This is a genomic window from Aeromicrobium marinum DSM 15272, from assembly GCF_000160775.2.
Taxonomy (GTDB): Bacteria; Actinomycetota; Actinomycetes; order Propionibacteriales; family Nocardioidaceae; genus Aeromicrobium; species Aeromicrobium marinum.
The window spans coordinates 294617-308601 of sequence record NZ_CM001024.1; the positions used below are offsets into that span (position 1 = coordinate 294617).

13 protein-coding genes are annotated in these 13985 nt (G+C 72.0%); 9 read left to right on the forward strand and 4 right to left on the reverse strand.

The genetic code is table 11. The annotated features are described in order from the left end of the window. Positions 1 to 3: 3 nt before the first annotated feature. The 3 genes from HMPREF0063_RS01635 to HMPREF0063_RS01645 all read left to right on the forward strand — a co-directional run bounded on the left by HMPREF0063_RS01635 (position 4) and on the right by HMPREF0063_RS01645 (position 3731). Complete coding sequence (locus tag HMPREF0063_RS01635) at positions 4 to 1221, forward strand: NAD(P)/FAD-dependent oxidoreductase (RefSeq protein ID WP_007076899.1); 1218 nt, start codon at positions 4 to 6, stop codon at positions 1219 to 1221. Then, positions 1218 to 1826: a TetR/AcrR family transcriptional regulator gene (locus tag HMPREF0063_RS01640; protein ID WP_007076900.1), complete on the forward strand. Its 609-nt coding sequence runs from the start codon at positions 1218 to 1220 to the stop codon at positions 1824 to 1826. Before HMPREF0063_RS01635 ends, HMPREF0063_RS01640 begins: the two co-directional genes overlap by 4 nt. Before the next feature lie 63 nt (positions 1827 to 1889). Continuing rightward, positions 1890 to 3731: a right-handed parallel beta-helix repeat-containing protein gene (locus HMPREF0063_RS01645; RefSeq protein WP_156794008.1), complete on the forward strand. Its 1842-nt coding sequence runs from the start codon at positions 1890 to 1892 to the stop codon at positions 3729 to 3731. A 2-nt stretch (positions 3732 to 3733) separates the two neighbouring features. On the opposite strand, the gene HMPREF0063_RS01650 is transcribed toward HMPREF0063_RS01645, so the two are convergent. Beyond that, positions 3734 to 5215: a dolichyl-phosphate-mannose--protein mannosyltransferase gene (locus HMPREF0063_RS01650; RefSeq protein ID WP_007076902.1), complete on the reverse strand. Its 1482-nt coding sequence runs from the start codon at positions 5213 to 5215 to the stop codon at positions 3734 to 3736. 201 nt (positions 5216 to 5416) lie between these two features. Between HMPREF0063_RS01650 and HMPREF0063_RS15530 the strand changes: the two genes are divergently transcribed. The 4 genes from HMPREF0063_RS15530 (at position 5417) to purE (ending at position 9085) form a co-directional block, all read left to right on the forward strand. Next, on the forward strand, positions 5417 to 6364 hold the full coding sequence (locus tag HMPREF0063_RS15530) for a hypothetical protein (RefSeq protein WP_007076903.1): 948 nt from the start codon (positions 5417 to 5419) through the stop codon (positions 6362 to 6364). Positions 6365 to 6446: 82 nt separating this feature from the next. Next, positions 6447 to 7274, forward strand: a complete 828-nt coding sequence (gene rsmI / locus HMPREF0063_RS01660) for a 16S rRNA (cytidine(1402)-2'-O)-methyltransferase (protein WP_007076904.1) — start codon at positions 6447 to 6449, stop codon at positions 7272 to 7274. Between the two features lie 44 nt (positions 7275 to 7318). Continuing rightward, complete coding sequence (locus HMPREF0063_RS01665; RefSeq protein ID WP_007076905.1) at positions 7319 to 8449, forward strand: 5-(carboxyamino)imidazole ribonucleotide synthase; 1131 nt, start codon at positions 7319 to 7321, stop codon at positions 8447 to 8449. 141 nt (positions 8450 to 8590) lie between these two features. Continuing rightward, on the forward strand, positions 8591 to 9085 hold the full coding sequence (gene purE, locus HMPREF0063_RS01670; RefSeq protein WP_007076906.1) for a 5-(carboxyamino)imidazole ribonucleotide mutase: 495 nt from the start codon (positions 8591 to 8593) through the stop codon (positions 9083 to 9085). 3 nt (positions 9086 to 9088) lie between these two features. Here purE and mqo read toward each other — a convergent pair whose 3' ends face one another. From mqo to HMPREF0063_RS01685, 3 genes are all read right to left on the reverse strand, one after another. Further along, the gene (mqo, locus tag HMPREF0063_RS01675; protein ID WP_245527726.1) at positions 9089 to 10603 is read right to left on the reverse strand and encodes a malate dehydrogenase (quinone); all 1515 of its coding nucleotides are present in this window, start codon (positions 10601 to 10603) and stop codon (positions 9089 to 9091) included. Positions 10604 to 10756: 153 nt separating this feature from the next. Continuing rightward, positions 10757 to 11374 carry a pyridoxamine 5'-phosphate oxidase family protein gene (locus HMPREF0063_RS01680; protein WP_007076908.1) on the reverse strand — a complete coding sequence of 206 codons (618 nt, stop codon included), beginning with the start codon at positions 11372 to 11374 and terminating at the stop codon, positions 10757 to 10759. A 29-nt stretch (positions 11375 to 11403) separates the two neighbouring features. Beyond that, positions 11404 to 11994: a hypothetical protein gene (locus tag HMPREF0063_RS01685; protein ID WP_007076909.1), complete on the reverse strand. Its 591-nt coding sequence runs from the start codon at positions 11992 to 11994 to the stop codon at positions 11404 to 11406. Positions 11995 to 12107: 113 nt separating this feature from the next. On the opposite strand from HMPREF0063_RS01685, the gene HMPREF0063_RS01690 reads away from it, so the two are divergent. Then, positions 12108 to 13271 (forward strand): acyl-CoA dehydrogenase family protein, encoded by a 1164-nt coding sequence (locus HMPREF0063_RS01690; protein WP_007076910.1) that lies wholly within the window; start codon positions 12108 to 12110, stop codon positions 13269 to 13271. 14 nt (positions 13272 to 13285) lie between these two features. Further along, the gene (locus tag HMPREF0063_RS01695) at positions 13286 to 13981 is read left to right on the forward strand and encodes a VOC family protein (RefSeq protein ID WP_007076911.1); all 696 of its coding nucleotides are present in this window, start codon (positions 13286 to 13288) and stop codon (positions 13979 to 13981) included. The last annotated feature ends 4 nt before the right edge of the window (positions 13982 to 13985 follow it).

Here is a 13985-nt window from a genome sequence, read left to right on the forward strand (position 1 = left end):
CCGGTGACCGCACCGCTGGTGGTGATCGGCTCGGGCATCGCCGGCGTCAGTGCTGCTGGAGCGGCCCGCGCCGGCGGGTTCGAGGGTGACATCGTGCTGCTGGACGACGAGGCCCAGCTGCCGTACCGCCGTCCGCCGGTCTCCAAGGAGATCGTGCGGCGCGAGAAGGACGCCGACGGCATCCGCATCAAGCCCGCCGAGTGGTACGACAAGCAGCGGATCGACCTGCGGCTGGGTGTCGCGGCTGCCGCGGTCGACGTCGACGCCCGCCGCGTCGACCTGGTCGGCGGGGGCTCGATCGAGTACGGACAGCTGGTGCTGGCGACCGGTGGGTCCGCCCGCCGACCGTGGGACGCGGCCGGTATCCGCACGCTGCGCTCGCTGGCCGACGTGCCGGCGCTCACCGACGAGCTGACCGGTGGCGGACGGCTGGTGGTGGTCGGGGCCGGGCTGATCGGCTCGGAGATCGCCGCCAGTGCCCGGGCCCAAGGGGTCGGGGTCACCCTGCTCGAGACGGCCGCCCAGCCGCTGCCCCGGCTCCTCACCCCGGACCTCGCGGCGCTGTACGCCGAGCTGCACGCCGAGGCCGGCACCGAGCTGGTCACCGGCGTCGAGGTCACCTCGATCGAGACCGTCGGCGACGTCACCACCGTCACCGCGGCCGACGGCCGCACCTGGTCGGCCCCGGTGGTGGTCGTCGCGGTCGGCATGACGCCGAACGTGGGTCTGGCCGAGGCCGCCGGGCTCACGCTGGCCGACGGCATCGGCGGCATCGTGGTGGACGCGGCCGGTCGCACCTCCGCGCCCGACGTGTTCGCCGCCGGTGACGTCGCGGCGTTCCCGCACCCGCTCACCGGTGACCTCCAGCGGGTCGAGCACTGGCAGCACGCCCAACGCCACGGCACCGCCGTCGGCCAGACGGTGGCCGGCGCGGACACCCGCTACGACGACGTGCCCTGGTGCTGGTCCGACCAGTATGGGCACACCCTGCAGGTGACCGGGTGGCCGCGGGCCGACCACGAGGTCGTCGTCCGAGGTTCGCTCACCGAGCGGGACTTCACCGCCTTCTTCCTCGACGGCGGGACGGTCGTGGGTGCAGTGGCGCTGGGACGGCCGGCCGAGATCCGCGCCGTCCGCACCTGGATCGGCGACCGGCTCAGCCCCGACGCGACCGTCCTCGCCGACGACGCGGCCGAGCTGAAGTCCGCGGTGCCGGAATGACCGCGCTCGAGGTCACGCCGCCGCTGCCGGTGCTGATGCGCGACCGGCTGCTCGACGCGGCCCAGGGTCTCATCGAACGTCGGGGCTGGTCGACCGTCACGATGGCGAGGATCGCCGAGGCGGTCGGCGTCAGCCGGCAGACGGTCTACAACGAGCTGGGCACCAAGCGGCAGCTCGCCGAGCACCTGGCGATGCGGGAGCTGGCACGGTTCCTCGACGTCGTCCGCGAGCGCATGTCCGAGCGCGACGACCTCGTCGAGGCGGTCCAGTGGACCTGCCAGGGTGTGCTCGAGATGGGTGAGCGCAGCCTGCTGGTGCGCACGATCGTCGGATCGGTGCCCGGTGAGCAGGACCCCGACCTGTTGAAGATCCTCACGGTGGAGTCCGGTGAGATCGTCGACACCGCCGGTGTCGTGGTCAAGGAGTGCATCACCCGGCACCCCGCGCAGCTGCCGCTGACCGACCCGGAGCTCGACATCGCCGTCGAGACGGTGGTCCGGCTGGTCATGTCGGCGATCACCCGGCCGTCGAAGCCGGCCGAGGCCGCTGCGGCCGACATCGGATGGATCCTGCGCCTGGCGCTCGTCGGCGCCGCCCACATCTGAGACGTACGTCACAGACGTCTGCTACGGTGCGCGAAATCCGTTCACCACCGTCTGGGGTCCCTCGTGCGTCGTCTCCATCGTCTTGCCCTCGCGGGCGCCGTCGTCCTGCCGATGGCCCTCGTCGCCACCCCCGCCAGCGCGGCCGAGCTCTCGGTGTGTGCGGTCGGGTGTGACCACACCACCGTGGCCGACGCTGTGGCGGCTGCCGCCGCTGGCGACACGATCACCATCGGTGCCGGGACCTTCCCGACCTTCGGCGTGGTGGTCGACAAGCCCCTGACGATCCAGGGAGCCGGGGTCGGACAGACGATCCTGGACGGCGGGGGCGCCAGCGTCGGCAGCGTGCCGGGGATCTTCCGGATCCTGCCGGGGCTGGACGCCAAGGGCAGCGGCGAGATCATCGTGCGGGACATGTCCCTGGTGAACCCCGGCAAGAACACCACCGCGAGCCAGTACTTCACCATCTCGATCGGCATCAAGCAGGCCACCACCGGCATCACCGGCATCACGCTGACCGACCTCGACGTCGAGGGCACCGGGGACGCGGCCAGGACGGGGTACGGGGTCTACGCCGACACCGGCCTGACCGGCGGCGTCCCGCGGGAGACCCCGCCGTTGACCATCACCGACAGCCGCTTCTCCGAGCACGTCTTCAACGGGATCGGCGTCGACGGCTGGGGCGCGCCGGTCACGATCAGCGGCAACGACCTGCAGGAAGGCATCGGCGGGAGCTCGTCGATCCTGGTGTTCAACGAGTACCTGCCCGACCGGATCATCGACCCCGTCGTGATCACCGACAACGTCAGTGACGGCCGGCTGGTCTACATCCGCAACATCGACTTCAACGCCACGCTCGACACGCGCGGCGGGTTCGACGACGTCACCATCGCGGGCAACGTGATCACGGGCCTGGCGAACGTCGATGCCGGCATCCTGGTCAGCACGAACTCCACGGCCGCCACCGAGCCGACGCAGATGGGCACCGTGCGGGTGCTCGACAACGACATCGTCGGAGACGGCACCAGCCCCGGCACCGCCGGTGTGACCATCGGCGGTCACGTCATCGACGCCGGGGTGCAGGGCAACTCCGTCGTCGGCGTGGGCACCGGCGTCAACGTCACGCAGGTCAAGAACCAGAACCCTGTCTCCGTCGAGGCGACCGACAACCGGTTGTTCGCCGACGACAACGGCGTGGGCAACACCACCACCACGACCGTCGACGCCAGCCGCAACTGGTGGGGCTGCCAGACGGACCCGGCCCTGGGGGCTCCGGAGTGCTCCGGCGTCTCCGGCACCGGCGGCGTCACCACCGCCCCGTGGGTCGTGGCCCGTCTCGTCTCCTCGGCCGACTCCGTGGTCGAGGGTGGCACGGCGACCCTCACGGCGGCGCTCGACCGGTTGAGCGACGGCGAGCCGGTGGGCGACGCCCTGCCGGTCGGCGGCCTCGACGTGCAGTTCTCGGCCGACCGCGGCGCGGTCGACCCGGCCGACACCGTGCTCGACGAGGCGCTCACGGCCACGTCGACGTACACCGCGCCGGCGGGACCCGGCGCCGACACCGTGACGGCCCGTATTGACCTCGCCGAGTTCGAGATCGCCGAGCCGGAGGGTGACCTGCAGCTGCTCGCGTTCGGCGACGCCGCCGTCCGCGGCGAGGCGATCACGCTGCCCCTGACGATCACGGCCGCGGCCGTCGATCCCGGTACGGGCGGTTCCGGCGGCGACAGCGGCACGGGTGGCTCGGGCGGGACCGGCGCACCCGGTTCCGGCACCGCCGCCGGTGTCCTGCCGGACGCCGGGTCCCCGGTGGACGCAGGAGGCCTCGCGGCCGCCCTGGCGCTGCTGGCGCTCGGCGGCGTGGCGATGCGGATGGGCCTGCGGGTCCAGCCGCGTCACCGGGCCTGAGGTCAGATCCAGCGGCTGAACCACATCCGCGACCGCCAGGCGTCGTAGGACTGCAGCGCCCCGGTCAGCACGGGGTGGAACCACGCGAACGACACGACCACCGCGACGACCCACGCCACGACCGCGCCCGCCAGGGCGCGGCGTGCGCGCGGGCCGGAGCGCTCCCACGCGAGGTGCAGCAGCACGCAGACGGCGATGATCGTGAACGGCAGCATGGCGACGGAGTAGAACGAGAAGATCGGCCGGTCGTCGAGGCGCACCAGGGGCAGCCAGGGCACCCAGGTGGCGGCGGCGCCGGTCAGGGCCAGTCCGAGCCGCCAGTCGCGGGAGCGGACCCACAGCACGAGGGCGACGAGCAGCGCCGCCGCCCCGGGCCACCACACCAGCGGATTGCCGAGCAGCGTCACCACACGGAGACAGCTGGAGTCCGCGGGCGCGCCGCACGTCGCGGCGGGGAGGTCGTTGACCGCGTCGACGGCCACCGGTCGGTCGAGGACCGGCCAGCCCCACGCGGCTGACTGGTAGGGGTGGTCCTGGCCGGCGAGGAACTCCCCGGTGTGGAAGTCCAGGGTCAGGCCGTGGAAGCGCCACAGCTGGGAGAGCGGGCCGCCGTCGCCGAGGTCGAAGCGCTCGGCGTAGACCTCGTGGTGCACCAGCCATCCCGTCCACGTGGCCAGGTACACCAGGAAGGCGATCCCCACCAGCGAGACGAACGCCGGCGCTCCGACCACCAGGGTCGTCCGGATCCACGGCGGGGGAGCGGTCAACCCGCCGGTCGACCAGGTGCGGCGTCGCGCCAGCACCTCCCACCCCACCACCAGCAGCCCGAACGCCGCCAGCACGAACAGCCCGCTCCACTTGGTGCCGATCGCCATCCCGAAGCAGACCCCGGCCAGCAGCTGCCACGGCCGGACCGGCAGCCGGTCGGCACTGCGCTCCAGGCGTTCGACCAGGTGGTCACGGTCCACGGCCAGGCACGCCACGGCGGAGACCAGCCAGAAGGTCAGGAACCCGTCGAGCAGCGCGATGCGCGACATCACGAAGTGCAGACCGTCGAAGGTCAGCAGCAGACCGGCGAGGCAGCCCAGCCAGGTGGAGCCGGTGAGCCGGCGGACCAGCCGGGCCAGCACGAGGACCGTGAGGGCACCGACGACGACGGCGCTGATGCGCCAGCCGAACGCGTCGAGCCCGAACAGCTGCTCGCCGACGGCGATGAGCCACTTGCCGGCCTCGGGGTGCGCGATCTGGGTGGGGGTGTCCTCGAGCAGACCGGTGGTCCTTCCGGCGATGATGAGCTCGTCCGCCCCGTCGACGAAGTCGCGCACGTAGCCGTCCCGCAGCAGCGACCACGCGTGCTTGGCGTAGTACGTCTCGTCGAACATCAGCCGGTTCGGCCGGCCGACCTCCCACACGCGGAGCACGAAGGCCAGCGCCGCGACCCCGAGGGGCCCCAGCCACCCCGCGACCCGGCCACTGATGCGCACCCCGTCACCCTAGTTCCCCACCCCCTCCCCGCCAGGGCGGTGGATTCGCGACCGAATGGGGGTGGCGGGTGTCAGGTGGACCGAAAGAGGCCGCATTCGGTCCCGAATCCACCGCCCGCCGGGATTGTCCACCCGCCGGGACGAGTCCACAGGGAGCGGACGGAGTCGGTGAAGGGCCGGCCGCGACGGACAGGGTGAGGGATGCGCACCCCCGTCCCCCTCCCAGCAGCACTGGCCGACCGGGCCTTCACGATCCGCGAGGCCGCAGAGCTCGGCATCTCGCGACGGATGCTGCGGCACCCTCGCTTCACCGAGATCCATCCCGCGGTGGACCGGCGGTCCGACCTCGTCCTCGACCGTCGAGGCGCGATCGAGGCCGCTCGGTTGTCGTTGCCGCCCGACGCCGCAGCCAGTCACACCACCAGGCTGGAGCTGGCCGGTCTGTCGATCGGGCCTCCGGGCCTTCACTTCACGATCGGTCGTGACCTTCACCTCGAACTCGAAGGAATCGCCCTGCACCGCACCGTCCGGATGCCGCCGACCGGTCGTTCGGGTGTCAGCGCGGCGGCGGCCTTCATCCAGAGCGCGACGCTGCTGAAGCCGGTCGAGCTGATCGCGGCCGGCGACTGGCTGGTGCGGCACCGCCGGATGACCGAGGCGCAGGTCAGGTCGCTCGCGGCGCGTGATCCGTGGCGACCGGGCACGGTCGCGGCCCTGGCGGTGCTGCCGCAGCTCAGGCCGGACGCGCGGTCGGTGCCCGAGAGTGAGGTGAGAGTGGCCGTGGTGGCCGCCGGGCTGGAGGTGCCCGAGATCAACACCGACATCGCCGTCGGCGGCCAGTTCTTGGCGTGCGGCGACCTGGTCTACCGGCGATGGAGACTGGTCCTGGAGTACGAGGGCAGGCAGCACGCCGAGTCGCCCCAGCAGTTCGCGCGCGACATCGTCCGCTACGCCGACCTGCGCAGCGCGGGGTGGGAGTACCTGCAGATCACGGCAGCCATGCTCGCCCGGCCGCGGGCGTTGGTGACCCGGATCCACCAGCTCCTGGTGAGCCGTGGATACGACGGGCCACCGCCGGTGTTCGGGGCCGCGTTCCGGTCCCTGTACGTGCGTCCGCTCCCTCCGGGCGGTGCCCAGCGGACCGTATGAGCTCGCATTCGGTCCGTTGGGCACCGCCGAGGTCATTCGGTCGCGAATCCACCGCCCAGGGGGGAGGTGAGACGATGCCGGGGTGCTGATCCTCGCGGCGACCCCGATCGGACAGGTCGCGGACGCCTCCTCCCGTCTCGGCCCGGCGCTCGCGGCTGCCGACGTCGTCGCCGCCGAGGACACGCGGCGGTTCCGCCGACTGGTCTCGGACCTCGGCGTCGAGGTGACGGCACGCGTCGTGTCGTACTTCGAGGGCAACGAGGCGGCCCGCACCCCCGAGCTGGTCGACCACCTCAGGGCGGGCCTGACGGTCGTCCTGGTCACCGACGCCGGCATGCCGAGCGTGTCCGACCCCGGCTACCGCCTGGTCGCGGCGGCGATCGACGCCGGCGTGACGGTCACCACCGTCCCGGGGCCCTCCGCGGTGCTCGCGGCCCTGGCCGTGTCCGGCCTGCCGGTGGACCGCTTCACCTTCGAGGGATTCGCGCCCCGCAAGGCCGGCGACCGGGCCCGGGTGTTCGGCGAGCTCGCCGACGAGCGGCGCACCATGGTGTTCTTCGAGTCGCCGCACCGCACCGCCGCCACGCTTGCGGCCATGGCCGACCGGTTCGGCCCTGATCGCCGCGCTGCGGTGTGCCGCGAGCTGACCAAGACCTACGAGGAGGTCGTGCGGGGATCCCTCGCCGAACTCGCTACCTGGGCTCGCGAGACCGAGAACGGGGTGCGTGGTGAGATCACGGTGGTGGTCGACGGCGCACGTCCGGTGGCGCGGACCTACGACACGGCCGCCCTCGCCGCACTGGTGGCCGAGGCCGAGGCCACGGGGATGACCCGCAAAGACGCGATCGCGGCGGTCGTCGCCAGCACGGGCGTGCGCAAGCGCGAGGTCTACGAGGCCGCGCACGCCTGAGTCCCGGCACGATCCCGGGCCGCGCGGCTCGATAGTCTCGCCGCATGGACGCCCCCCACCTCGCCGTCGTCGGCGGCGGACAGCTCGCCCGGATGATGCAGCAGGCCGCGATCGGCTCGGGCATCCGGATCCGCCTGCTCGCGGAGGGTCCCGACGTGTCCGCCGCGCAGGTGGTGCCGGACCGTCTCGTCGGGGACCACACCGTGCTGGCGGACCTCGAACGGGTCTGCGAGGGCGTCGCCGTGGTGACGTTCGACCACGAGCACGTCCCGCCCGAGCACCTGAGGGCGTTGGCGGCGGCCGGACATGCCCCACGTCCCGGGCCCCATGCGCTGCTCTTCGCCCAGGACAAGGCCGAGATGCGGGCGCGCCTGGCCGAGCTCGGGGTGCCCGGGCCCGCGCACGCGGTGGTCGCGGATCCGCAGGACCTGACCGACTTCGCCGGACGCGTCGGGGGTTTTCCGGTCATCGTCAAGACCACGCGCGGAGGGTACGACGGCAAGGGCGTGTGGAAGGTCGACGCGGCGGACGAGGCCGCCGAGGCGTTCGCGTCGGGTCGCACGCTGATCGCCGAGGAGCTGGTGGACTTCCGCCGGGAGCTCTCGGCCCAGGTGGCGCGCCGCCCGTCCGGTGAGGTCGTCGCCTACCCGGTGGTGCAGTCACGGCAGGACGACGGCATCTGCCGCGAGGTGATCGCCCCCGCTCCGGATCTCGACGCCGGCCTGGCCGCGCAGGCCGAACAGATCGCCAGGACGTTGGCGGTCGAGCTGGACGTGGTGGGGATGCTGGCGGTCGAGCTGTTCGAGACCTCCGACGGACGGGTGCTGGTCAACGAGCTCGCGATGCGGCCGCACAACACCGGCCACTGGAGCATCGACGGCTCAGCCACGAGCCAGTTCGAGAACCACTTGCGCGCCGTGCTGGACCTGCCGCTCGGCCCGACCGCAGCACGCGCGCCATGGAGCGTGATGGTCAACGTGCTCGGCGGGTCCGTCACCGACCTCGAGGCGCAGCTCGCCGAGGTGCTCGCGCAGGTGCCCGAGGCGCGGGTCCATCTGTACGGCAAGGCGGTCCGTTCCGGTCGCAAGGTCGGCCACGTGACGGTGGTCGGCGACGACCTCGACCAGGTGCGCTCCCGTGCCCGCCTGGCCGCCGACCTGCTCGAGAACGGCTGACCCCGAGGGCGGTGGATTCGCGACCGAATGGCTCCGTCGGTGGGGATGCGACCGTTTGAGCGTCCATTCGGTCCGCTGGGCACCGCCGGCCTCTTTCGGTCGCGAATCCACCGCCCCTGCGGGGTGGGTAGGGTGTGCGGCATGAACAGCCAGCCGCGGGTCGGGATCGTGATGGGTTCGGACTCCGACTGGCCCACCATGCAGGCCGCCGCCACCGCGCTGGCGGAGTTCGACATCGCCACCGAGGCCGACGTGGTGTCGGCCCACCGGATGCCCGACGAGATGCTCGCCTACGGCCGCGAGGCCCATGCCCGGGGCCTCGAGGTCATCATCGCCGGCGCCGGCGGCGCCGCGCACCTGCCCGGCATGCTCGCCGCCGTCACCCCCTTGCCGGTCATCGGGGTGCCCGTCCCGCTGGCCCACCTCGACGGCATGGACTCCCTGCTGTCGATCGTGCAGATGCCGGCAGGGGTCCCGGTCGCGACCGTGTCGATCGGCAACGCCCGCAACGCGGGCCTGCTCGCCGTGCGGATCCTCGCGGCGGGCGACCCCGGTCTCACCGCCCGGATGCTGGACTTCCAGGCCGCGCTGGCCGAGGCCGCCCGCGCCAAGGGAGCGGTCGTCCGCGGCGGGTAGCCGTCAGACCAGGCCGAGCGAGGTGTCGGTCCAGGACCGCAGGTCCGCCAGCAGGCTCGGGTTCTCCTGCAGCGCCACGCCGTACGACGGCACGATCTCCTTGAGCTGCGGGCGCCAGCCGTCGATCCGACCGGGGAAGCACCGCTCGAGCACGTCGAGCATGGCCGCCACGGCGGTGGACGCACCGGGGGAGGCGCCCAGGAGCCCGGCGATCGACCCGTCGGCCGCGCTGATGACCGTGGTGCCGAACTCCAGCCCGCCGCCCCAGCCCTTCTTGCGCACGACCTGCACCCGCTGACCGGCCGTGATGAGCTCCCAGTCGGAAGCCTCGACGATCGGGGCGAACACCGACAGCTCGTCGATCTTGCGGTGCTGGTTCTTCAACAGCTCCAGGACCAGGTACTTGACCAGGGGCGCCGAGGTCAGCCCGACGCCGGCCATCGGGCCGAGGTTGTCGATGCGCATCGACCGCGGCAGGTCGGTGAACGAGCCGTTCTTGAGGAACTTCGGGGTCCAGCCGGCGTAGGGGCCGAACAGCAGGGAGCGCTGACCGTCGATCACCCGGGTGTCCAGGTGCGGGACGGACATCGGCGGCGCCCCGACGGCGGCCATGCCGTAGACCTTCGCCTCGTGGCGTGCCGTGACGTCCTCGTCGACGCACCTTAGGAACTGCCCGCTGACGGGGAAGCCGGCGAAGCCCTTGACCTCGTCGATGCCCGAACGCTGCAGCAGGTGCAGGGCGCCCCCGCCGGCGCCGACGAACACGAACCGTGCCGAGATGTTCAGGGTGCCGCCGCGCACGCGGTCACGGACCTTGACCTTCCACGTGCCGTCGGTGTTCTTGCGCAGGCTCTTGACGTCGTGGCCGTAGCGGATGTCGGCGCCCCGGTCGGCGAGGTGGGCCAGCAGCTGTCCGGTGAGGGCGCCGAAGTCGACGTCGGTGCCGTTCTGGCTCCAGTTGAGGGCGACCGTCTCGTCCTCGGGGCGTCCCTCGGCCATGAGGGGCAGGCGCCGGGCGAACTCGTCGCGGTCGTCGACGTACTCGATGCCCTCGAAGAGGGGGTTGCCGGCGAGCGCGTCGTGGCGCAGCCGCAGGTACTCGGCGTTCTCGGCGCCGCGGACGAAGCTCACGTGGGGAACGGCGTTGATGAACGACGACGGGTCGTGGAGCATCCCGTGGTCGACGCCGTGCGCCCAGAACTGCCGCGACAGCTGGAACTGCTCGTTGACGACCAGGGCCTTGGACACGTCGACCGAACCGTCGGGCAGCCGGGGCGTGTAGTTCAGCTCGCAGAGGGCCGAGTGGCCCGTGCCGGCGTTGTTCCACGGGTCCGAGCTCTCCAGCGCGGGCCCCTCGAGACGCTCCAGGACCGTGACCGACCAGTCAGGCTCCAACGACCGGATCAGGGCGCCCAGGGTGGCGCTCATGACACCGGCGCCGACCAGCAGGACGTCCGTGGTGATCCGGTTCGGATCGGCGGCGGGCTTGCGGGAGGGAAGGTTCGCGTTCAGCGTCAACGCCGACATCTCCTGGGATCGAGGAACATGCATCCGGGCCGGGGGTGTTCGGCCACCCACCAACTCTGCCGGTCCACCCCGGGCCACCGCCTCTCCAGACGGTGTGACGTTGCCCGGACACGCTGTGATCTGTGTCGCAGCGACCCCGTCGGGTCAGTACAAGCCGGTCCGGTAGGCGTCCCCGTAGTAGGCCTGCAGGTCCTCCAGGGAGTCGTCCGGGCGCTCCAGGCTCCGGGCGATCTCGGCGCGACTCGGCACCGCGTCGGGCCGCCAGGTCTGCGGCTCCCAGAGCTCGGAGCGCAGCAAGGCCTTGGCGCAGTGGAAGAAGACCTGTTCGACGGTGACCTCGCAGACCACGACCGGACGGTGGCCGCGCACGGTCATCTCCCCTGCGTAGGGCGCGTCGGCGAGCAGCCGGGCCCGACCGTTCACCCGCAGGGTGTCGCCGCGGCCGGGCACGCAGAACAACAGCCCGATGCGGGGGTTCTGGAGCAGGTTCAGGAAGCCGTCGGCGCGGCGGTTGCCGGGACGTTCGGCGATCGCGAGGGTCGCGTCGTCGACCACGTGCACCAGCGAGCCGGCGGGGTCGCCCTTCGGTGACACGTCGCAGGTGCCGTCGGTGGCCGACGTGGCCACGAGGCAGAAGGGTGACGCGGCCAACCAGGCCCGGTGCTCGGGGTGGAGCCGGTCGCGGTCCTTCTCGACGACGCGGTCCAGCGGTGTCCCGAGCAGCTCACGGAGGTGCTCGGGGGTCGTGATCTCGGTGGCCATGCCTCAGCGTAGGCGGCCGTGCCCGTCGTTCAGCGGACGTACGAGGTGAGGCTCGTCAGGGTGGGCTGCGCGGGCGACGAGGCGAACCCGAACCGCACGGGCGGAGCGACCGGTGCCAGGGCGCCGAGCTCGCGGTCGTACCAGGTCGCCCCGGCGGCGGTGACCCGGTGCACGTCGCGGGCGGCATACCACTCGGTGCGGCCGTGGCCGGCTGATCCGTGCGTCTGCACCCCGGGCATGAGCCGCCGCGCGATCGGGCTGCAGATCCGCGCCCACAGCTCGGAGCGCCGCAGCGGTGCCGGCACCAGTCGCAGCAGGGGGGCGACCCAGAGCCGTCCGCCGGGCGTGAACCAGACCTGCAGCGACCTCGAGTGGACCGACCAGGTGTCTCCTCGCGTCACGTCGACGGGTTCGATGCGCACCTCGTCGAAGGAGTAGGTCGTGGCGACGAAGTCGGCGACGTCCTGCCGAGGGGCGATGAGGGTGCGGTGGCCGGTGGCGTCCTCGACCATCGCGTCGGCGAACCGGCCGAACGGGCTCTCGTCCCACATGCCGATCACGATCCGGGTCCCCTCGGCGGTGCCGATCCCGGCGATGTGGCCGGTGAAGGAGCTGGTCATGCCGCCAGTGTGTCCCACGGCCCGAAGGCCCACACCTCGACGATCCGCCCGCGGGGCACGGTGGCACGAGCACGCGCTAGAATTATCAGGTCGTCCTACTATCTGGAGTCCACGTGTCTGATCTGTTCGCCCTGTCCGAGGAGCACCGCGCCATCCGCGAGGCCGTCCGCGCCGTCGCCGAGAACAAGATCGCCCCGTGGGCGGCCGAGGTCGACGAGGACGCGCGGTTCCCCCGCGAGGCGGCCGACGCCCTGCTGGCGTCGGACTTCCACGCCCCGCACGTGCCCGAGGAGTACGGAGGCGCCGGTGCGGACGCCCTGGCCACGGTGCTGGTCATCGAGGAGGTCGCTCGCGTCTGCGTGTCCAGCTCGCTGATCCCCGCCGTCAACAAGCTGGGATCGCTGCCGGTGCAGATCGGCGGTGACGAGCAGATCAAGGCGACGTACCTCGGCCGTCTGGCTCGCGGCGAGGGCGGCTTCTCCTACTGCCTGTCCGAGCCCGACGCGGGCTCGGACGCGGCCAACCAGAAGACCCGCGCGGTCCGCGACGGCGACGACTGGGTGCTCAACGGGGTGAAGCGCTGGATCACCAACGCCGGTGAGTCCGAGTACTACACGGTGCTGGCGCAGACCGATCCGGAGAAGCGCACCAAGGGCATCACGGCCTTCGTGGTCGAGAAGTCCGACGAGGGCGTGTCGTTCGGTGCGCCGGAGAAGAAGCTCGGCATCAAGGGGTCTCCCACCCGGGAGGTGTACCTGGACCACGTCCGCATCCCCGGTGACCGGATCATCGGCGAGGTCGGACAGGGCTTCGCCCTCGCGATGCAGACGCTGGACCACACCCGCGTCACGATCGCCGCGCAGGCGGTCGGCGTGGCCCAGGGCGCCCTGGACCACGCGCTCGGGTACGTGCAGGAGCGCCGGCAGTTCGGCAAGGCGATCGCCGAGTTCCAGGGCATCGAGTTCATGCTCGCCGACATGGGCATGAAGATCGAGGCGGCCCGCCAGCTCACCTACGCGGCAGCCGGTCGGTCCGAGCGCGGGGACGCCGACCTCACGTTCTTCGGCGCCGCGGCGAAGGCGTTCGCGTCCGACGTCGCGATGCAGGTGACCGTCGACGCGGTCCAGCTGCTCGGCGGCTACGGCTACACCCGGGACTACCCCGTGGAGCGGATGATGCGCGACGCGAAGATCACCCAGATCTACGAGGGCACCAACCAGGTGCAGCGCGTCGTCATGGGCCGCCAGCTCCTCGCAGGGGTCCAGTCCACCCTCTGACCTACGGTGGGTGCATGGCTCTGGTGACGTTCAAGGACCTGTGCATCGACGCGTCCGACCCGGCGGTGATGACGGACTTCTGGTCGCGGTCGCTCGGACTGGCCGGCGAGGTGTTCGAGGACGACGGCAGCGGGGTCCTGCGGGGTGAGCGGCCGGAGCAGACCGTCTGGGTCAACCCGGTGCCCGAGCCGGTCGCGGTCAAGAACCGGGTGCACCTCGACCTGCGCTCGCCGTCGCTCGACCCGTTCGCCGGGTGCCGCCGGCTCACCGAGGTCGGACAGTTCCCCTGGACGGTGTTCGCCGACCCGGAGGGCAACGAGTTCTGCGTGTTCGTCGACGAGCGGACCGGCGGGCCGCAGCTGAAGGACGTCGTCGTCGACGCCGTGGATCCGCGCACGATCGCCGTGTGGTGGGCCGGGGTCTGGGGTGGCGAGGTGTCGCATCCCGAGGGGTACTCGCACGTCGACGAGATCCCGGGTGCTCCGGTCGAGTCCTTCGACTTCGTCGCGGTGCCGGAGACGAAGCGGGTCAAGAACCGGCTGCACTGGGACGTCACCCTCGAGCCCGGCGTGACCGTCGACGACCTGGTCGCCGTCGGTGCGGTCGTGCTGGCGACCCCCACCGAGGACGACCGGTGGACGGTCATGGCCGATCCCGAGGGCAACGAGTTCTGCGTGTTCGAGCACGACGCGGCCGATGGGGTTGAATGAGGGC